Below are 19,753 nucleotides of genomic sequence, written 5' to 3' on the forward strand. Positions count from 1 at the left end.
CCATTTATTTAAATTTTGACAAAAAAACAATATTTTACAAACTTTGTCCGGGATTATAATAAATTTAAAAAACTTATCTTATTGGCGGGATGAAGATTGGGTAAACAGTCTTATACTCATGAATAAAAAAAGAAAGGATATTAATTTCAAGAGATATAAAAAAGCAATGCTGTTATGTGAATGGTAGGCAGCAACAAGTAGATCTTTCTCATGGTTTATCATCATTTTTTGAGGATTTTTTGGGATATATATAATAGGAAGGAAGTCACCTGCCTTAAAGGGAGCATCCTTTTCGGGTAATGTTACCTTTTCTTTTGACGTGACCATTCGGGAACCTAGCTGAACTTTCTTTTCTATTCCCTGGTAGTGAATGAGGTAATTATCTTTGATCTCCCTTCTGCCGCCGGCCTTACCCATAATTTCAGGGACGTATTCCTTAATCCTTGCTTCCCCTTTTATTGCACTGCGAGAGAAGTCCAGGCTTTCCATAAAATTAATTACAGAAGGAATAAGGAGAACAAAAGCAGCAACGAGAGCCAGGAGTCCCTTTTTTACTTCCCCGGCAGATTTATTCCGCTTGGTCAATGGTTCCATGCTACCAGGGGAGCTCCTCGCCATTAGCATGCCAGAAAGTGCCGCTCTTTTTAAGGCCCAGGGCTTCAATCCGGTTGATAAGACCTCTTACCGACTCGACGGGAGATATTCCCTGCCCTCCCGTCATCTTAGTTGCTACCATGCCGGGGTGGAGTATTCCAACGGAAATACTTTTTTTATAAAGGTCCCTGGCCAGATTCATGGCGGCCATGTTAAGGGCAGCCTTCGACATCCTGTACCCATAGTAAGCACCTGAAGAGTTATCAGCTATAGAGCCCATCCTGCTTGTAATAACGATCAATTTGGAACCTTTTTTGAGATTAGGAAGCAGCGCCGAGCTTACCCGGAGCGGACCAAGGGCATTGACATCGAACTGGCTTTTCATACTTTCAAAATCGAGTTTATCAAGACTGTCGCTTTGCAGAATGCCCGCATTATTGATCAAAATATCGATTCGCCTGCCACTTAATTTTTTAGCCAGTGACTTTACAGAGGAATCATCCCTCACGTCAATACCGGAAATGACGCCTACATGAAGTTCATCAAGCCCGGGCGATGAATTCCGGCATACTGCAATTACCTGATCTCCCCTTTCCGAAAATTGACGGCTCAGTTCAAGGCCTATTCCACGGTTGGCGCCGGTAATTAAAACATTTAACATAGTAGATTTTTCCTTTTAATCAAAATGTTTTTATGATTAAAAAACAGTAAAGGCGATTCAATTTTTTTCCCTGCTACGGCTAATGTTAGCCTTCAGCTCTTCTAATGTCAAAAGGAGATATTTTTTTGCAACCGATTTATCTGCCAATCATCCTTTTATGACAAGCAAGCAAAAAAAAAATATAAATTATAAGGAGCAGATGAAAAGATATGACTATTACATGGACCCCTGATGCGGAAGAACTTATTAATAAAGCCCCCCTGTTTATAAGACCCATGGTAAAAAAGAAAATAGAAAAAATTGCCGGGGAGAAAGGTTTTACGACAATAGAAGTCGACCTGGTTAAAGAAATAAAAGCAGCAATGATGGAAAAGAGTCAACACTAAAATAACAAGGAGATTTAAATGCGAACTTTACTGATAGCACTAGTACTATTTTCAGCAGCGCCGGTTATGGCTGCAAATGATCTGAGAGGAAATGTAACGATTACTCCCGCCCTTTTAAAAAAGGTTTCCCCCACTGATACGCTTTTTATTTTTGCCCAGGCCGCCCGGGGGCCGAAGATGCCTCTTGCTATTGTACGCCTTCAGGCAAAAGACCTCCCTGCATCATTTACTCTCAATGATTCCATGGCAATGGCGCCTGCCTTCAGGCTTTCCAACTTTAAGCAAGTCAATGTTATAGCGAGGGTCTCAAAATCAGGAAAGGCCGTGCCTTCCATTGGAGATTTACAGGGAATTGTAAAGGCTGTTAGCGTAGGCACATCAAAAAAAATAGCTGTCCAAATCAATGAAATTATAAAATAGAAAAGGACTCTCCATTCATGCTTGTTCTCCTCTCCCCTGCCAAAACCCTTAACTTCGAAAAGGAAAGAACCTTCAAAAACTATACATTGCCTCTCTTTCTCCATAAGTCAGCACTCCTTATTGAGAAATTGAGGGAGATGACTCCCGACGATATTTCATCCCTAATGAAGCTTGGCGAAAAACTGGCTGACCTCAATTACGAACGATTCCAGGACTGGTCTATACCCTTTACTCCTGAAAATGCAAAGGCTGCCATTATGGCCTTTACAGGAGATGTCTATGAAGGCCTTAATGCCAGGGAATTTAACGATGAAGATTTTGACTTTACTCAAAACCACCTTCGAATCCTTTCGGGTCTTTATGGAATTCTAAAGCCACTTGACCTGATCCAGCCCTATCGTCTCGAAATAGGACTATCTCTGTGCACATTTGCGGGGAAAAATCTCTACAGCTTCTGGGGCAATACAATAACCGATGCAATTAATGATTCTGTAAAAGGCGAGGAAGAACCTGTCCTTATAAACCTTGCATCGCAGGAGTATTTTAAAGCTGTAAACAAGAATGCGCTCAGGGCCAGGTTGATTACTCCCGTTTTCAAGGAACTAAGGGATGGAAAATACAGGATAATTTCCTTTTCAGCCAAAAAGGCACGCGGTCTTATGGCAAACTATATCATCAAGAACCGCTTAACTGATGCAGATCATATAAAATCATTCCATGCCGGTAGCTACTCCTTTAAAGAATCAATCTCTTCGGGTGATGAATGGATTTTTACAAGGGAAAGATAGATAAGCCTCTTTTCCCGTCACCTCAAGCCACATAAAAAAATATCTTGACATACAAACCATGAAAAGATATTCTTATTGAAATTGAATTTCAATATCCCTTAAACCAAAAAATTTTTATGGGAGTACTGATAATGAATATCAAATTCACAGCACTAATTTTATTCTTTCTCCTGGCGCCATCTTTCTCCTTGGCCGACACCATAGAAAAAAAAGACTGGAATGGTGTCGCAAATCAGATTGAAGCCAAACTGTATGAGGCAAAAACAGTCTATGAGCAGGGAGATCACCGCAGCGCCAAAAGAAAAGTCAGTGACGCCTATTTTGATCTCTTTGAGGGGCTTGGAATGGAAAGTGCCGTGAGCCTGTATATTTCAGAAGAACGTACCTACCAGTTGGAGTCCTTATTCGGTTCGCTTAGAAGGGGCATCGACAGAGGCCTCCACTCTTCCCAAATAAAAGATATGATAGTCGAGGGAATGAGGCAGATTTACGAGAGTGCTGCTTACCTCAATGAAAAAACGGGAAAAGATACCCCGAATTATTCACCCCTTTCAAGCTTTGTCGACTCATTCATTATCATCGTAAGAGAAGGTTTTGAAGCCATCCTCATTATAAGCGCACTCATCGCCTATCTTGTCAGATCGGGGCATAAAGAGAAAGTTAACAGGATATATCTCGGGGCTGTCAGTGCACTTGTGGCCAGTGTTATTACTGCAATCGTACTGAATAGCGCTTTTTCCCTTTCCGGCGAGGCGAGAGAAGGTATGGAAGGTATAACCATGCTTATAGCAACGGCTTTGCTCTTCTATGTAAGCTATTGGCTAATCAGCAAAGCCGAATCGACGAGGTGGCAGTCCTTTATTAAAGACAAGGTTGAAGACTCTTTAAGTAAAAACAGTCTCTTTGCTCTTGGCGCCACGGCATTTCTGGCTGTCTACCGCGAAGGGGCGGAGACGATCATCTTCTACCAGGCCCTACTTTCCGGCGCCGGAGAAGAAGGTAAAGCAAACGTTTACTACGGCTTCATTGCAGGTTCAATTGTCCTCGTGCTTATCTACTATATATTTAAATACACGACCGTAAGAATTCCCATGGGTCCTTTCTTTGCCGTAACGAGCGCCCTCCTTTATTATCTGGCATTCAGCTTTGCAGGAAAAGGAGTGCTGGAGTTGCAGGAAGCAGGGTGGATTTCAGACAGGGCGGTAAACTTTCCGACCATTCATCTGCTTGGCATCTACCCTTCGCTGGAAGGTCTTACCCTGCAGGGAATTCTGCTCATGGCTGCGATCATTGCAGGATTAACAAAATTTTTCCTTTCACAGAAAGAGAAGAGAATGCTTGCGGGTAATGGGTGAGTAAGGAAAGCGCCGGAAAAAGTGACGGCAGATATATTGAACAGAGCGCAATATAGATTGCTTCCCTCGTAATGACAAAAAAGAGAGCCTCTTTGCGTGCGAAGCGAAGCAATCCATCAGGAGAAGTGCAAATATGGAACATATTAAGATAGATAAATTAGGGCGATTTGGTTCTGGGAATTCATCGCCATTGGCCCTTGTTAATGATGAAGAAAAAAGAGGCCCCATTGAAAAAGGTCTCGAAAAATTTCTCGTGAAAAACAGGGACAAATTCGCTTACATTCACTTTGCCATGTTTATTGTTTTTCTTCTCTTCTACCTTGTGCCGCCCTTTCTGCCTCTTCCGGCAGAAGATGCCACACCGCTTGACAATTACTTCCTTTTTGTCAAATTTGCCGTATGGGGGCTCTGGTTTCCCCTCCTCCTTTTATCAATCATTTTTTTCGGCAGGGCATGGTGCGGTATCTTCTGCCCCCAGGGAGCAGCCGGTGAATATTTCAACAAAAGGAACGGGAAAAGCAGGTCCCTGCCAAAATGGATCAAGTGGGAAGGGACGCCCATTGCCAGTTTTATTATTATTACCATACTGGGACAGACTATCGGCGTAAGAGACTACCCCAAGCCCATGCTTCTCCTTTTCGGTGGAACAACCGTCATTGCTGCCTTTATAGGCTACCGTTATACAAAAGGGTTCAGGGGCTGGTGCAGGCACCTTTGTCCCGTCGGGATTCTTCTCGGCATTTTTTCGAGACTTGGCATGGTAGAGATTAAAAAAGGGGACTTGGGCGGCCTTAAAACGGCATGCCCCACCTACATCAATCTTTCAACAAAAAGCAGCGCAAGGCACTGTATCGAGTGCATGCGATGCGTTAATCCGGAATCGAAGGGGACATTGCATTTCAAGCTGAGAAGTCCGGGAAAAGAAATAGAACAAATTAGAAGCTATGAACCCCATATCTACGAAGTTGCCTTTCTCTTCCTCGCAACAGGGCTCGCCCTGGGGGGCTTTTACTGGATAACAAGTCCTCTTTTTGTACAATTCAAAGGTTTCATGGGCGGACTTATGCTCCAGACCGGCCTTGTCTCCTTAATCGGCCAAAATCCTCCCTGGTGGTTAGGAGTCAATTATCCTGAAGCGGGAGACGTTTTTAACTGGCTCGATGTTATTGCCATTTCATCGTTTATGATCCTCTTTATGATCATTACAGGGCTCGCCCTCTTCATGCTTACCACCTTGTCGTCTCTCTTAATGGAAGAGAAGGGGAAGACCGTCATGGAGAAAGTCACCATACTGGGATATGCCTATGCACCTGTTGCCCTGCTCTCTCTCATACTCGGTCTCGGTGCAGAGCTTTTTGCACTAATGGAAGTTTTTAATGTAAGTTCAGGATTTGTAAGGAATATCAGGATTTCAATCCTCACAGTAGCAGTCACCTGGAGTATATACCTCCATTACAAACTGACAGGAAAAAGGATATTACCAACCCTGCCTAATTCTGTTGGAGCCCTGCTTGTCATGGGCGCATGGTATCCCGTAATCTAGGAAGCTGATTCATAGAGTTAATAAAAAAATTTATCACTATTTTGAAATTGAATATCATTTGCAGGAGGAAAATATGAACATGAAAAAAAGAAAGAAGACCATCACTACCCTACTTTGTCTCGTCACCCTCTTTTATTCCAGCCCCGGCTTGGCAGGGAGCAACCCGGAAAATTGGACTGGCGCTGCAACGACCATAGAAAAAGCGTTAAAGGGTGCCCTTACAACTTTCCGTGAGGGTAAAAGTGAGGAAGCAACAGAAATGGTGGCAGATGCCTATTTCGCGATATTTGAAAGCGAAAAGGCGAATATGGAAATTGCTGTAAGGCGCTTTATATCCTTCAAGGTGGCAATAAAGATTGAAAAGAATTTTAACAAACTCCGTAAGGCCATGCACGGAAAAGAGGATATAAAAGACATTGAAGCACGTACAGCCACCCTTATCGCCGACGTAAAGGAAGCTGCACTTAAACTGGATAGAAAGGGGGTGGGAATGAATATGAAATTTAACCGGTAAAAACAGATATTTTCGGACACCGGCTAAAAGCCGAAAGAGATCTGATAACATACTTAAAATAAATTACACCGCAGCAAGCTGCCGGGGTATAAGCGCCATGTCAGCGTTAAAACTCTATAGCAGTAAACTTCAGGTAAAGCACCCACTAGGAGTCATAATCAAATGAAATCAAGAAAAGCAATATTATCTATTACCCTATATCTCGTCACCCTGTTTTTATTTACCCTGCCCTTTACGGCAGCAGCAAGCAGCATGACACTGGAGGAACTTTCCTCTCGCGTAAAACAGCAGGAAAGAGAAATTGATCAACTCAAAAATCAAATGGATGCAACAGCTGATATGGTTGATGCAGGTGCCGGCAGAGGCAGTTCCAACAAAACGACACTCGGTGGTTACGGAGAACTTCATTACAATAATCTGGATGTTGAAGATGATGCCGATAAAAAAGAATTAGATTTTCACCGTTTTGTTCTTTTTATCGGTCATCGCTACTCGGAAAAAATCAAACTCTTCACTGAATTTGAGTTGGAGCATGCACTTGCCAGTAAGGCTCATAAGGGTGAAGTTGAACTGGAGCAGGCTTATATCGATATGGAATACGTCGATAACCATACTCTCCGAGCCGGTCTTTTCCTCGTTCCTGTAGGTATTTTGAATGAAACTCATGAGCCTCCTACATTTTATGGTACAGAAAGAAATCCCGTTGAGAAAAATATTGTTCCTTCTACCTGGTGGGAGGGTGGTTTTGCCCTTACAGGAAATATAGTAAAAGGGCTTAAGTATGATTTAGCGCTTACAAGCGGTCTCAATGTAGGTGCTTCACCAGCCAAAGTTCGTGATGGTCGTCAAAAGGTTGCAAAGGCCAAAGCTGAAAATGAAGCTATTACAGGTCGTATCAAGTGGCTAGGCATCCCCGGTGTAGAAGTTGCGGCAACCCTTCAACATCAGGAAGATATTACTCAAGGAGAAGCAAGCTCTTCTGCCGGAGCACTGCTTACAGAAGTTCACACTGTCATCAATAAAGGCGGCTTTGGACTTAGAGCGCTCTATGCAAAGTGGGATATTGATAATGACAGCTTTGAAACCGACGGATATGACGAGCAGAAAGGTGGTTACCTGGAAGCCTCATATAAATTCGGCAAGCATATTGGCATTTTTGCCCGCCGCAGTGAGTGGGACAATCAAGCTGGAAACTCTGTTGTCGATTCCGAGATGAAGCAAACAGACTTCGGTATCAACATCTGGCCTGATGAGAACGTTGTTATTAAATTTGATATACAGAACCAGGACACTGACAGTAATGAAACAGATGGTTATAACATCGGTGTAGGTTACCAGTTTTAATGGTGCCTTGCAGAAAAACATATATTGCCCTTCTTTCGGGTTTCTTCTGCCTTATAGCCTTAACGGCTTTTGCTCAGGAAACACTTCAACCTCAGGCTAACTTTATTAAAGAAGCCTTTGACGGTGCCACAGCCCAAAGAAAAGCCATGTGGATTACCAAAGATCTCCGCTCCGGTATCAAAAAGATACTGGGGCGTGATCTTGGTGTCTTAAGAGTTCGCTACTGGCAAAAAGGAGAGCGAACGGCCTGGATTCTTGAAGAGATTGGAAAAGAGGAACCGATTACAACAGCAGTGATTATCAATGAGGGGAAGATTGAGCAGGTAAAGGTGCTTGTCTATCGTGAAAGTCGTGGAGGAGAAGTTCAATATCCTTTTTTTACAAACCAGTTTAAAGGGCTCTTTTTAGATAAAAGGAAAGAGCTTTCCCACTCTATCGATGGAATTACAGGGGCAACGCTTTCCGTTAGAGCCCTAAAAAAAATAGCAAAACTCGCCCTTTACCTTGATGGAGCGATAGCAGGCAGTTATGAAAAATAAGAATAAAAGCAGATCACTCAGGATGCGTCCTCTCTTTATCTGGCATCGATACATAGGGCTCATGATTGCGCCTTTTATCCTCCTTATGCTTATAACGGCCTTTTTGCTTAATCATAGTGAGGACCTTAAACTTGCGGCAAAGCATGTAAGCTCTAAAAGCATCCTCACCTGGTACGGCATTAAGGAAGCTCCAGTCATAAAAGGGTTTAAAGTAAATGGGGAGTGGCTTTATCAGGCCGGGAGTGATCTCTATTTTGGAAAAGAGAAGCTAAAATTCGAAATCAGAAAACTTGGGGCTGCACTTCTTTTCAAGGATATTATCTTTTTAATTGATGATAATTCTCTCTTGCTTGTCAGTTTAGATGGAGAATTGATTGAGAAACTGGACGAGGTACATGGGCTGCCCGAAGGAATTGTAAAGATCGGCATCTTTGAAGATCTATATATCGCAGTTAAGGGGAAGAAGGGTATCTTTAAATCGGACATGAACCTCCTTAAGTGGGACCCTCTTTCAGGGGGCAAAATCCTTTGGGCTTCACCCCGAATATTACCTGAAGATATCAGGAAAAATGTCCTCCATAATTATCGGGGCAGGGGTCCCAGCTATGAACGATTCCTGCTCGATCTGCACAGCGGTCGATTTATGGGTAAATGGGGCGTATTCATTATGGATACCTTTGCAGCCCTCTTTCTCCTCCTTTCCCTCTTTGGTATCTGTATATGGGCAAGAGGGATAAAAAGAAAGGCATAGCGTAATCGCCATTTTCAGCAATCTTTATCAATACTTAAGAAACTAATATAAACCATTAAATTAAGTAAAAAGGAGATAAAAAATGAAAACAATACAAACAGTCACGGCATCAATATCTTTAATATTCCTATCTTTCTTACCGGCTGCCGCCATAGAAACTCCCATAGGATTACCTCAGACGAATAGCGGTATGGAGATTGCCGCCGTCTATCTGCAACCGATTGAAATGGAACCTGCCTCAGGGCCTCACGCCATGTCTCCCAGGAAAGGTTCGGATATTCACATCGAAGCAGATATTAGTGCAGACGAGAACAATCCTAACGGTTTTGCTACAGGCGAATGGATTCCCTACCTCTCCATCGGGTATACCCTCATTAACCTTTCAACCAATGAAAAGATAGAAGGAATGATGATGCCCATGATAGCAAATGACGGCCCTCACTACGGTGACAACGTAAAAATGCCGGGGCTTGGCAAATACAAACTCGTCTTAAATATCGTTAATCCTATGGCTAACGGTTTTGGCAGGCATACGGACAGGGAGACAGGTGTTGGTCCCTGGTTTGAGCCCTTTCAGTTAGAGTGGACCTTTAACTTTCTTGGTGCAGGAAAAAAAGGGGGGTACTGAGCCCTTTTCACCTCCCCTCTTTTCAAATCATCCCCGGCCTTCTTTCCATAAGGTCGGGGATGATAAATGTAATGCCACACATTGACCGAATGTCCATTTATAATAAGAACATCATACTCCTGCCTGACTTGACATAACCCTATTGCATAGTAGAGTTATAAATAGAAATAAGTTATTGAATATATTCTCTACTTCCAGAAAAACGCATAAATTCCACGATAACGCTTTAATGGGGAGCTATCCATGCATAGCTACGAAACCGGGATAGGTCAGTGGGTTGTAAAATACCGCTTTTGGCTCATTGCTGCCAACATGCTCTTTCTAATTGCATCAGCCTTGGGCATTTCCCGCTTAGTCGTCAACAACGATCTCCGCATTTTTTTTAGCCCCGAAAACCCCCAACTACAAGCCCTGGAGGCACTGGAAAACACCTATACCAAAGCCGATAACGTACTCTTTATCCTCGCTCCCAAAGATGGTAAAGTCTTTACCTCTGACACTCTCTCAGCAGTGGAAACCTTGACCGAGGCTTTATGGAAAACACCCTATTCAAGCCGTGTCGATTCCATTAGCAACTTCCAGCATACAACCGTCGAAGAGGATGACCTGATTGTGGAAGACCTTGTGGCAGATGCAAAATCCCTTTCAAAAGAGGATTTTTCCCGCATTAAAAATATTGCCCTTTCCGAACCTCAACTGGTTAACAGGCTTATCTCGCCATCAGGACATGTAACGGGAATCAATGTCAATATTCTCAAACCGGGCAAGTCAAATAATGAAGTGGTTGAGGTAGGTAACTTTGTTCGTGACCTGGCCCATAATTTCCGGCAGGAACATCCTCAAATCGACCTTTACCTGACAGGTATGGTCATGATGGACAACGCATACGGTGAAGTGGCACAAGACGATATGGGGACGCTCGTTCCTATTATGTTCCTTGCTCTCATAGTGATTACCGGTCTGGCACTGAGGTCATTAACGGGGACTTTTGTTACGCTCATCATTATCCTCTTTTCCACACTTACCGGAATGGGTTTGGCCGGTTGGCTGGGCATCTCCTTTAATGCCGCCTCTGCTAATGCTCCAACCATTATACTCACGCTGGCCGTTGCCGACAGCGTTCACCTTCTCACCTCCATGTTCCACCAGATCCATCTCAGCAAGTCAAAAGAAGAGGCTATTGCCAATGCACTGGCAGAGAATTTAAAGCCTGTCTTCTTAACAAGCATAACAACGGTCATTGGATTTCTGACAATGAATTTTTCCGATGCCCCGCCATTTCGAGACCTTGGAAACATGGTCGCCCTCGGTGTAACGGCGGCATTTTTCTATTCCATCCTCTTCCTCCCTCCTCTTGTAACCGTTCTTCCCATCGGGGTAAAAGCACGTGTAGAGCCAGGCTGTGAATACGACTATGAATGCTGTTCCTGCGATAGGCTGGCAGATATAGTTACCAGGTACCGCAATCCCCTTTTCTGGGGAATTCTCATTGCCGTGGGGATCGTTACAGCCGGGGTTTTTCGCATTGAGTTAAACGACAATTTTTCCAAATATTTTGATGATAGTTACGAGATCCGTAATGCCATGGATTTTATGGATGAAAACCTGACCGGTATGGATGTTATCGAATATTCTCTGAAAGCAGGTGAATCGGGAGGAATTAATGATCCCGAGTACCTGAAAATAGTGGAGGATTTTGCTAACTGGTACCGCAAACAACCCAATGTTGTCCATGTCAGTGCCATTACAGACACCATGAAACGTCTCAATAAAAACATGCATAACAATGATCCTGCTTGGTACCGTATTCCTGACAGGCGCGATCTGGCAGCTCAGTACCTGCTTCTTTATGAAATGTCCCTCCCCTTCGGTCTCGATCTGAATAACATGATCAACGTCGATAAATCGGCAACACGCCTCATAGTTAGTCTCAAGGCTATGACAACTCAGGAACAGCGGGCCATGGATGAACGGGCCGTGGCCTGGCTGAAGGCCAATGCACCCAAAGAGATGCTCACCGTCGGTTCGGGATTGACCATCATCTGGGCCCACCTGTCGGACCGCAATATTAAGAGCATGCTCATCGCCTCTTTCGGGGCCCTCATCCTCATTTCCGTTGCCCTCATTTTTGCCCTTAGAAGCTTTAAAATGGGCGTAATCAGTCTCCTGCCCAACCTGGCGCCGGCAACAATGGCCTTCGGTCTCTGGGGTCTCCTCGTAGGACGTGTCGGTCTCGGTCTTTCCGTTATTGTTTCCATGACACTCGGTATTGTCGTCGATGATACGATCCATTTTCTGAGCAGCTACCTGCGGGCGAGGAGAGAAAAGAATTTAGGATCCATTGCCGCTGTTCGCTATTCCTTTAACACAGTAGGTACGGCCATGTGGATTACGACGCTTTCCCTAGTTGTCGGATTTATGATCTTAAGCCTGTCGGGCTATAAAATGAATGCCGACATGGGACTCATGTCGGCCATTACCATCGTCCTTGCGCTGGCCATGGACTTTTTACTCTTACCAACATTACTCATTAAAGTGGAGGGTTCAAAATATGAGAAGAATAATACTTGTGATGATCCTGCTTGCAACACTCTTTCCCCTGCCGGCAAAGGCTGAGACACCTGCAGAGAAGGGCCTTAAAATTGCCATAGAGGCGGACAAAAGGGATTCCGGCTGGGGTGACTCAAAACAGGAATTTACCATGATCCTGAGAAACCGCCACGGTGAGGAGAGCAAAAGGGAAATCCGGGGACGATCTCTTGAAGTACCAGGCGATGGCGACAAATCATTAACCATTTTCGACACGCCGAAAGATGTGAAAGGAACAGCATTTCTTAATTTTACCCATAAGAAGGGTGACGATGACCAATGGCTCTACCTGCCGGCGCTCAAAAGGGTCAAACGAATCAGTTCCAGGAACAAGTCGGGTTCCTTCATGGGAAGCGAATTTTCCTATGAAGACATCTCCAGCCAGGAGGTGGAAAAGTATTCCTATAAGTGGATTAAAGATGAAAGCTACGACGGTAAGGACTGCTTCGTTACCGAGTCTTATCCCGTTGATAAAAAGAACTCAGGATATACGCGTATGGTCAACTGGATCGATAAGGCCCAATTTCGTACTTTAAAAGTGGAATATTACGACCGTAAGGAATCACATCTCAAAACACTCACCTTCAGGGCATATAAAAAGTACCTCGATAGATACTGGCGGCCCGATGAAATGAACATGATCAACCACCAGAACGGTAAAAGCACACAGCTTCTCTTTAACAATTATCAATTTCGTACAGGCCTGAAAGATAGTGATTTTAACAAGAGCAGTCTTAAACGGGCCAGATGAAAAGGAACTTCCTTGTCATAGAAACACTTATTCTCTGTAACCTGATCATATTGACTCCGGCATCTTTTTCAGCAGAGTTCTCAGGCTACCTCTCTACAGAAGGGATTTACTTTTTTAAGAAGCCGCTCTTTGACAAACAGGAAAGAAATACCGCATCCATCGCCCTGCAGCCCGAGTTTTATCACGAGTGGGAGAATGGCTCCAGCTTTACCTTTGTTCCCTTCGGAAGGCTGGACAGTGCAGATGAAGAGCGGAGCCATGTTGACATTCGTGAGCTGAACTACCTTTTCCTATCAGACAATTATGAACTCCGCATAGGGTTGGGAAAGGTCTTCTGGGGGGCAACGGAGTTTGTCCACCTTGTTGACATAATAAACCAAACGGACCTTGTGGAGAATATGGATGAAGAAGAGAAACTGGGCCAGCCTATGCTTCAGCTAACGATGCCTAAAAGCTGGGGAACGGCAGAATTCTTTCTTCTTCCCTATTTCCGTGAACGAACTTTTCCCGGCGAGGAAGGTCGTCTCAGAACAGGGCTTATGGTCGATACCGATGAAGTGGTGTATGAGAGTTCTTCCAGGGAGCGTCATATTGATTACGCGCTCCGATACAGTCACACTTTGGGGGATATGGATATGGGGATCTATCATTTTATGGGAACAGGTCGTGAACCTGCTCTGCATCCCGGAATAAATAAATCAGGAAAGCTGGTTCTCATCCCTTTTTACGAGCAGATCGAACAAACAGGCCTTGATATCCAGTTCGTAGCTGGAGAGTGGCTCTGGAAGCTGGAGACCCTCCATCGATCAGGCCAGGGAGAAGCCTTTTATGCAAGTATCGGAGGTTTTGAATATACCTTTTATGGTATTGCCGACGGTCCCCTTGATTTAGGTGTCATTGTCGAATATGCCTACGATGATCGCGGTGATGAGGCGACAACAGCTTATGAAAATGACGCCATGGTGGGGTTGAGAATAGCCTTTAATGATGCCGCCGGCTCGGAGATTCTAGCCGGTTATATGGATGATCTGGAGAGTTCGGCTCATATTATCAGTATAGAGGCAAGCCGTCGTTTTGGAGAGCACGTGAAAATAAGCCTTAAAGGAAGGAGTTTTTCGTCAATCCCTGCTGACGATCCGGTCTACAGCCTGCGTGATGATGATTATATGAAGCTTGAACTGGCTTACTATTTCTAGTACTCCTTTCACTATTATCTTGTCATTTCGACCAGAGGGAGAAATCCTTGTTTCCAATGCAATGAGAGATCTTTAAGATTTCTCGCTTCGTTCGAAATGACAGACATATAATATTTTTCTATCTTTTAAATATAAGGGGAAAAATGAAAGATTTGAATGACGAAGAAATCAAAGAGGCGGTACGTAAGACCTACGGAAAGATCGCAGAGGCGGAGGATTCCTGCGCCTGCTGGCATCCCTCTACGTCACAAAACTCCTCCTGCTGTGCTCCCGGGGTGTCCACAGCGCCCACCTCCACAGCTGAAGGTGCATCGGCCCGGCTCGGTTATTCCGAGGAAGAGCTTAAAAGCGCTCCTATCGGAGCCAATATGGGGCTCGGCTGTGGAAATCCTCAGGCCATTGCAGCGATCAAAAAAGGAGAAACCGTTGTCGATCTGGGAAGTGGTGGTGGCTTTGACTGCTTTCTGGCTGCAAGGGCCGTCGGTAAAAAGGGCAAGGTCATCGGCGTCGACATGACACCTGAGATGGTAAGCAAGGCAAGAGAAAATGTAATCAAGAGCGGCTTTGATAACGTGGAATTTCGTCTGGGGGAGATGGAGAACCTCCCCGTCCATGACAGTTCTGTCGATGTTATTATCTCCAATTGCGTTATCAACCTGGCAACTGATAAGGAGAAGGTCTACAGTGAGGCCTTCCGTATCTTGAAAGGGGGAGGACGACTGGCAATTATGGATATTGTCGTCACAGCGGAACTTCCTGAAAAGTTAAGGAAGAATATTGCCCTCTTTACAGGCTGCGTTGCTGGGGCAACACAGATGGATCATTTAAAGAAAATACTGGAAAGAGTCGGGTTTAGTAAAATAAAGATCAAATCAAGGGATGAGAGTAAGGAATTTATAAGGTATTGGGTACCTGGCAGTAAGATCGAGGACTACATCCTTTCGGCCTCTATAGAGGCTGTAAAACCTTAAATATTTAATTGGGGGTATTGTTATGGCTTCACTAAGTAAAACAGTTGAAAAGAACCACAAACTCATCATTATCGTAGAGACAACAATCATTCTTGCTGTGTTGGTCTCCTGTACGCTGCATGACATCATACCCGTGTGTCACTACCTCTTTGGATGTGATCACAGGATGCATGCCATTTCAGCCTTTTAACTCTGACCCAGACCAGAGGAGGAAATCTCAAAGGTTAATTAAAATGAAAGGAGGTGATGATCATGGCTACCATCAAGATGGTTCCCGAAGAGGAAGCCACAGGCAGGGTCAAGGAGATATACGAAGAGATAAAATCTGAACTCGGTATTGACTTTGTTCCCAATCTCTATAAAGTAATGGCTGCAAAACCGGCTTACCTTGAACTCAACTGGCAGCGAAGCAAAGAGATCATGGGCAAAGAGGGAAAGCTGGACCGGCTGACGAAAGAAGTTATCGCCGTCGCAGTCTCAGCTGTCAATGCCTGCGATTACTGACTGGAGGTTCATACTTCCGCGGTGCGGAAGTTAGGGCTGGATGATGAAGCAATACTGGAACTAATGGCCGTTGTCGACCTCTTTGCCGGTTTTAACAAGCTCATGGACGGCCTTCAGGTAGAACCCGATGAAAAACCATGGTATGGCTGAGGGTAAAAGCTATGAATGCCGTGAGCATTCATCCAATATTGCACTAGAGGAAGGTTAAAAGTTAAAGGAAGGTAATAACTTTAACATCATACTCCCTTATGTCATCAGGCAACTTACTTTATAGCACGCTTATTCAGCTGAAATCATTAATTTTTTCCATAATCCCTGCAACCTTCCATTCATTATTTTATCTTATATTCCAGAGATTGCTATCCATAGCCGGATAAAAGTCACTCATAAAACATCAAAAAAAGGAGTAAAGTCACCGGTGAACAGAAATTCTCAGGACGAATTAATTAAAAAAATCACTGAATCCGTTATCAGGCCCTTTGAACGATTCTTTAAAAGAGAGGCCACAAGCGGTATTATCCTCATACTGGCTGCCGCTGCTGCCATGATTATTGCCAACTCACCACTGCATGATGCCTATCACCATCTATGGGAAACGTCTCTCGGCTTTTCTTTAGGCTCTTTTACACTTGAAAAAAGTCTTCATCACTGGATCAACGACGGTCTTATGGCCATTTTCTTTTTTGTTGTGGGCCTTGAAATCAAACGGGAAATCCTTATAGGGGAACTGGCATCTCCCCGCAAGGCAGCCCTGCCCATTGCAGCGGCCATTGGAGGAATGGTCATGCCTGCCGCCTTCTATATTTTCCTTAATACCGGTAAAGCAGGTGCCCCGGGGTGGGCCATCCCTATGGCAACCGACATTGCCTTTGCTCTTGGCTGCCTTGCACTCCTTGGCAAGGGAATTCCCTCTGGCATACTGATCTTCCTGACAGCCCTTGCCATTGTTGACGACCTGGGCGGTATCCTCGTTATCGCTCTTTTTTATACTGACCAGCTTTCGATCTCGGCCCTCATTGAAGCCCTTATTCTCCTTGCCCTCTCTTTTATGATGAACCGCTTTGGCGTGAGAAAAACCTTCCCCTATGTGCTTGTGGGCCTTTTCCTCTGGCTTGCGCTTTTAAAATCAGGCATACACGCTACGGTTGCAGGCATACTCCTAGCCATGACTATCCCGGCATCTACTGCAATCAGACATTCCGAGTTCATCAGGAAAATTGAAGAGCAACTTTGCTTTCTTCAGGGAAAGGATGAAAATGCTTCATACTGTGCCCTCGAACTTGATGAGGCAGAGAAACAATCGGTCATTCAATCCCTCGAGCAAGCTATATCCGATGCAGAAGCGCCACTGGAACACATCGAACACTCCCTTCACCCCTGGGTGATTTACCTCATTATGCCCCTTTTTGCTTTTGCCAATGCGGGACTTAAACTCGACATGGAAAGCCTAACCGGCTCACTTGCTCACCCTGTATTTTTAGGCACCATTCTCGGTCTTGTCGCAGGAAAACAGATAGGTATATTTCTCTTTTCATGGCTTACCGTTAAATCGGGCATTGCCAGTCTTCCCGAAGGGGTTCGGTGGAGCCATATTTACGGCGTCAGCATACTGGCCGGTATCGGTTTTACCATGTCCCTCTTTATAGGCAACCTCGCCTTCCATGATAATCAGGCCATGCTTGAGACGGCAAAGCTGGGCATCCTGGTTGCGTCTATTCTTTCCGGCATTTTAGGCATGCTTGTATTGAAAAAAGTTACATGAGAGCAAGCTTAAGCTTTCTGCCTTACTGTCACTTGCATTACCGGCATGGTCCCTCGCCATGAGAAATTTATTTACAAATTCATTTACTGTAATATACTTACAACCATGCGAATCATCATTGTAGAAGACGAAAAAGACCTGGCTTCCATTATCAAAAAGGGCCTTGAAGAGAACGGCTATAGTGTCGATATGGCCCATGACGGAGAAGAAGGTCTCTACATGGCGGAAAATTATCCGGCAGATGTAATTGTTCTCGACATCATGCTCCCCCTCATGGATGGCCTTACTATCCTTAAAAAATTAAGGGCCCAGGAAATCAAAACGCCTGTTCTCATGCTCACAGCTAAAGATACGGTGCCCGACAAGATAAAGGGTCTTGATACGGGCGCCGACGACTACCTGACCAAGCCTTTTGATTTTACGGAACTGCTCGCCAGAATACGGGCCCTCATGAGGAGGTCAGGGGAAGTCAGGGAAGCAATCATACAAATTGCAGACCTGGAGATAGACACTGCCACCCATGAAGTAAGGAGAGCCGGAAAGATTATTCTCCTTTCAGCCAAAGAGTATGCATTGCTCGAATATCTTGCTTACCGCAAGGAGCATGTAGTAAGCCGCTTCGATATTACCGAGCATATTTATAACGAGGATTTCGATCTCGACTCCAATGTAATCGACGTGTACATCAATTTTTTGAGAAAAAAAATCGACAAGGATTTCCATAGCAAACTTATTCATACCGTACGCGGCGCAGGCTACATCCTGAAAGAGGAGTAGATGAAAAATGTTTTCTTCCATTAAATCAAAACTCGCCATATGGTTTTTCTTCATCTTTTCCCTGCTTTTTACAACCTTCGGCTACTTCCTCTACGAAAGTCTTGAAAGTATTCTTATGGGGTCCGTCGACAGTCACCTTCATTCGGAAGTTCAGCTTATTGCAGGCCTTCTTACTCTTGAAAAGGAGGAAAGCGGCAGAGAATTGTCGGAGGCGGCCATCGGCGAATACGCCAGACCTCTGTCAGGCCACTATTACCAACTCAACAGGCCCGACGGTGAAATTATCACCCGCTCCCCTTCCCTCTCTATCGTCGATACAGCGCTCCCCATACGTGAGGGCTCGCAGGCTGCGCTCTATCTAACATCCACCGGTCCTGACAGAGGACCGATCAGGATACTGGTACAATCTTTCCCGACTCCATCAGGGGATATAATTATTCAGGCGGGAGAATCACTGGAAGAGACCTGGTTTTTGCTGGAAAGATTCAGGACAATCATCTTTATTTTCTTTCCCGCCTTCTTTCTTCTCTCACTAACGGGGATTATAATAATAACGATGCTTTCACTAAAAAAGATCGACAAATTCTCTGAAAAGGTGGAAACCATTACGGAAAAGAGCCTCAATGAAAGACTCCATGAAGAGGCTGTAGAGAGTGAACTCAAACCCCTGGCGTCAAGCTTTAATACCATGCTTGAAAGAATTGAAGAATCATTCGAAAAGCAGAGACGCTTTCTTGCCGATGCTTCACATGATTTGAGAACTCCTGCCTCAGTCATCAAAAGCCACTGCGACGTTACCCTGGGGAGGGAAAGAACAGTCGGTGAATATATTGAGACATTGCAAACCATTGAGCAGACTTCTGAAAAAATGGGAAAACTCATTGCCAAAATACTTGAAGTAGCACGGTTAGACAACAAAGCCTATACCCTCGACATGGCTGATGTAAACCTCATGGAACTTACCAATACCGTTGTCAGATCACTAAAACCGAAGAGTGAAGAAAAATCACTTGTGATAAATCTATCCGGCAAAGAGGTTACCCTCAAGGGAGATAAACTGAAACTGTCTGAGCTAATGAGCAACATCATTGAAAATGCCATTAATTACAATAAAAAAGGTGGAACCATCGACATCGTTATATCATCCCAAGGGGATGAAATAATTATAAAAGTAACCGATACAGGTATCGGCATTTCCAAAGAAGAAAGGGAGAAAATTTTCGACCGCTTTTACCGCATCGACAAAAGCCGTGGGCTGGTGGAAGGAAGCGGCCTGGGCCTTCCTATTGTTAAGGCCATTGTAGAAGCCCATGCGGGGCATGTTGACGTGGAAAGTGAGGAGGAAAAGGGAACGACCTTTACGGTGAGGTTGCCTTTGTTGCAGGTGGATTAACTTGAAATAATTGATATCAATACCTTTATCAGTCACAGAGTTCACTCGCCAGAGACCTCAGGCTCGAATTCTTTTATCGGGCTACCACACTTGTCATTTCGACCACAGGGAGAAATCTTTTATTTAAATAAAGTAAAATGCTTAAGATTTCTCCCCTTGGTCGAAATGACAACGATAAAACAGATAATATTTTAACGAGGAAATAAAAAATGAAGGAACAAAAATCACCCTACCTATGCCACATCCTTGTCTGCACCAACTGCCGCGATAAGAAAGAGAAATCATGT

The 19,753-nt window shown here is 44.4% G+C and carries 21 protein-coding genes; 19 read left to right on the forward strand and 2 right to left on the reverse strand.

Annotated features, from left to right (window positions below; all coding sequences use genetic code 11):
• Positions 1-78: 78 nt before the first annotated feature.
• On the reverse strand, positions 79-594 hold the full coding sequence (locus OEV42_02295) for a hypothetical protein (GenBank protein MDH3973086.1): 516 nt from the start codon (positions 592-594) through the stop codon (positions 79-81).
• Position 595: 1 nt separating this feature from the next.
• On the reverse strand, positions 596-1,255 hold the full coding sequence (locus OEV42_02300; GenBank protein ID MDH3973087.1) for an SDR family oxidoreductase: 660 nt from the start codon (positions 1,253-1,255) through the stop codon (positions 596-598).
• 209 nt (positions 1,256-1,464) lie between these two features.
• On the opposite strand from OEV42_02300, the gene OEV42_02305 reads away from it, so the two are divergent.
• From OEV42_02305 to OEV42_02395, 19 genes are all read left to right on the forward strand, one after another.
• Positions 1,465-1,641: a PCP reductase family protein gene (locus OEV42_02305; protein MDH3973088.1), complete on the forward strand. Its 177-nt coding sequence runs from the start codon at positions 1,465-1,467 to the stop codon at positions 1,639-1,641.
• A gap of 18 nt (positions 1,642-1,659) precedes the next feature.
• On the forward strand, positions 1,660-2,061 hold the full coding sequence (locus tag OEV42_02310) for a hypothetical protein (GenBank protein ID MDH3973089.1): 402 nt from the start codon (positions 1,660-1,662) through the stop codon (positions 2,059-2,061).
• Between the two features lie 17 nt (positions 2,062-2,078).
• Entirely contained in the window at positions 2,079-2,849 is a 771-nt protein-coding gene (gene yaaA, locus OEV42_02315; protein MDH3973090.1) for a peroxide stress protein YaaA, read from the forward strand.
• A 131-nt stretch (positions 2,850-2,980) separates the two neighbouring features.
• Positions 2,981-4,204 carry an FTR1 family iron permease gene (locus OEV42_02320; protein MDH3973091.1) on the forward strand — a complete coding sequence of 408 codons (1,224 nt, stop codon included), beginning with the start codon at positions 2,981-2,983 and terminating at the stop codon, positions 4,202-4,204.
• A 133-nt stretch (positions 4,205-4,337) separates the two neighbouring features.
• Positions 4,338-5,747, forward strand: a complete 1,410-nt coding sequence (locus OEV42_02325; GenBank protein MDH3973092.1) for a 4Fe-4S binding protein — start codon at positions 4,338-4,340, stop codon at positions 5,745-5,747.
• A gap of 73 nt (positions 5,748-5,820) precedes the next feature.
• On the forward strand, positions 5,821-6,261 hold the full coding sequence (locus OEV42_02330) for a hypothetical protein (GenBank protein ID MDH3973093.1): 441 nt from the start codon (positions 5,821-5,823) through the stop codon (positions 6,259-6,261).
• 162 nt (positions 6,262-6,423) lie between these two features.
• A complete protein-coding gene (locus OEV42_02335) occupies positions 6,424-7,605 on the forward strand; it encodes a porin (protein MDH3973094.1) in 1,182 nt (393 codons plus the stop codon).
• Positions 7,605-8,144 carry an FMN-binding protein gene (locus tag OEV42_02340; protein MDH3973095.1) on the forward strand — a complete coding sequence of 180 codons (540 nt, stop codon included), beginning with the start codon at positions 7,605-7,607 and terminating at the stop codon, positions 8,142-8,144. The genes OEV42_02335 and OEV42_02340 overlap by 1 nt, the downstream gene beginning before the upstream one ends.
• A complete protein-coding gene (locus OEV42_02345) occupies positions 8,134-8,895 on the forward strand; it encodes a hypothetical protein (protein MDH3973096.1) in 762 nt (253 codons plus the stop codon). Before OEV42_02340 ends, OEV42_02345 begins: the two co-directional genes overlap by 11 nt.
• 82 nt (positions 8,896-8,977) lie before the next feature.
• A complete protein-coding gene (locus tag OEV42_02350; protein ID MDH3973097.1) occupies positions 8,978-9,523 on the forward strand; it encodes an iron transporter in 546 nt (181 codons plus the stop codon).
• 243 nt (positions 9,524-9,766) lie between these two features.
• Positions 9,767-12,139 carry an MMPL family transporter gene (locus OEV42_02355; protein MDH3973098.1) on the forward strand — a complete coding sequence of 791 codons (2,373 nt, stop codon included), beginning with the start codon at positions 9,767-9,769 and terminating at the stop codon, positions 12,137-12,139.
• The gene (locus OEV42_02360) at positions 12,075-12,863 is read left to right on the forward strand and encodes an outer membrane lipoprotein-sorting protein (GenBank protein ID MDH3973099.1); all 789 of its coding nucleotides are present in this window, start codon (positions 12,075-12,077) and stop codon (positions 12,861-12,863) included. Before OEV42_02355 ends, OEV42_02360 begins: the two co-directional genes overlap by 65 nt.
• Complete coding sequence (locus OEV42_02365) at positions 12,860-14,059, forward strand: hypothetical protein (GenBank protein MDH3973100.1); 1,200 nt, start codon at positions 12,860-12,862, stop codon at positions 14,057-14,059. The genes OEV42_02360 and OEV42_02365 overlap by 4 nt, the downstream gene beginning before the upstream one ends.
• A 143-nt stretch (positions 14,060-14,202) precedes the next feature.
• Positions 14,203-15,030 (forward strand): arsenite methyltransferase, encoded by an 828-nt coding sequence (locus OEV42_02370; GenBank protein ID MDH3973101.1) that lies wholly within the window; start codon positions 14,203-14,205, stop codon positions 15,028-15,030.
• Positions 15,031-15,052: 22 nt separating this feature from the next.
• The gene (locus OEV42_02375) at positions 15,053-15,220 is read left to right on the forward strand and encodes a hypothetical protein (GenBank protein ID MDH3973102.1); all 168 of its coding nucleotides are present in this window, start codon (positions 15,053-15,055) and stop codon (positions 15,218-15,220) included.
• Positions 15,221-15,282: 62 nt separating this feature from the next.
• Positions 15,283-15,684: a carboxymuconolactone decarboxylase family protein gene (locus OEV42_02380; GenBank protein ID MDH3973103.1), complete on the forward strand. Its 402-nt coding sequence runs from the start codon at positions 15,283-15,285 to the stop codon at positions 15,682-15,684.
• A gap of 268 nt (positions 15,685-15,952) precedes the next feature.
• Positions 15,953-17,296: a Na+/H+ antiporter NhaA gene (gene nhaA / locus OEV42_02385; protein MDH3973104.1), complete on the forward strand. Its 1,344-nt coding sequence runs from the start codon at positions 15,953-15,955 to the stop codon at positions 17,294-17,296.
• A 105-nt stretch (positions 17,297-17,401) separates the two neighbouring features.
• Positions 17,402-18,073, forward strand: a complete 672-nt coding sequence (locus OEV42_02390) for a response regulator transcription factor (GenBank protein ID MDH3973105.1) — start codon at positions 17,402-17,404, stop codon at positions 18,071-18,073.
• A 7-nt stretch (positions 18,074-18,080) separates the two neighbouring features.
• A complete protein-coding gene (locus tag OEV42_02395; GenBank protein ID MDH3973106.1) occupies positions 18,081-19,466 on the forward strand; it encodes an ATP-binding protein in 1,386 nt (461 codons plus the stop codon).
• The last annotated feature ends 287 nt before the right edge of the window (positions 19,467-19,753 follow it).

This window comes from Deltaproteobacteria bacterium, from assembly GCA_029860075.1.
Classification (GTDB): domain Bacteria; phylum Desulfobacterota; class JADFVX01; order JADFVX01; family JADFVX01; genus JAOUBX01.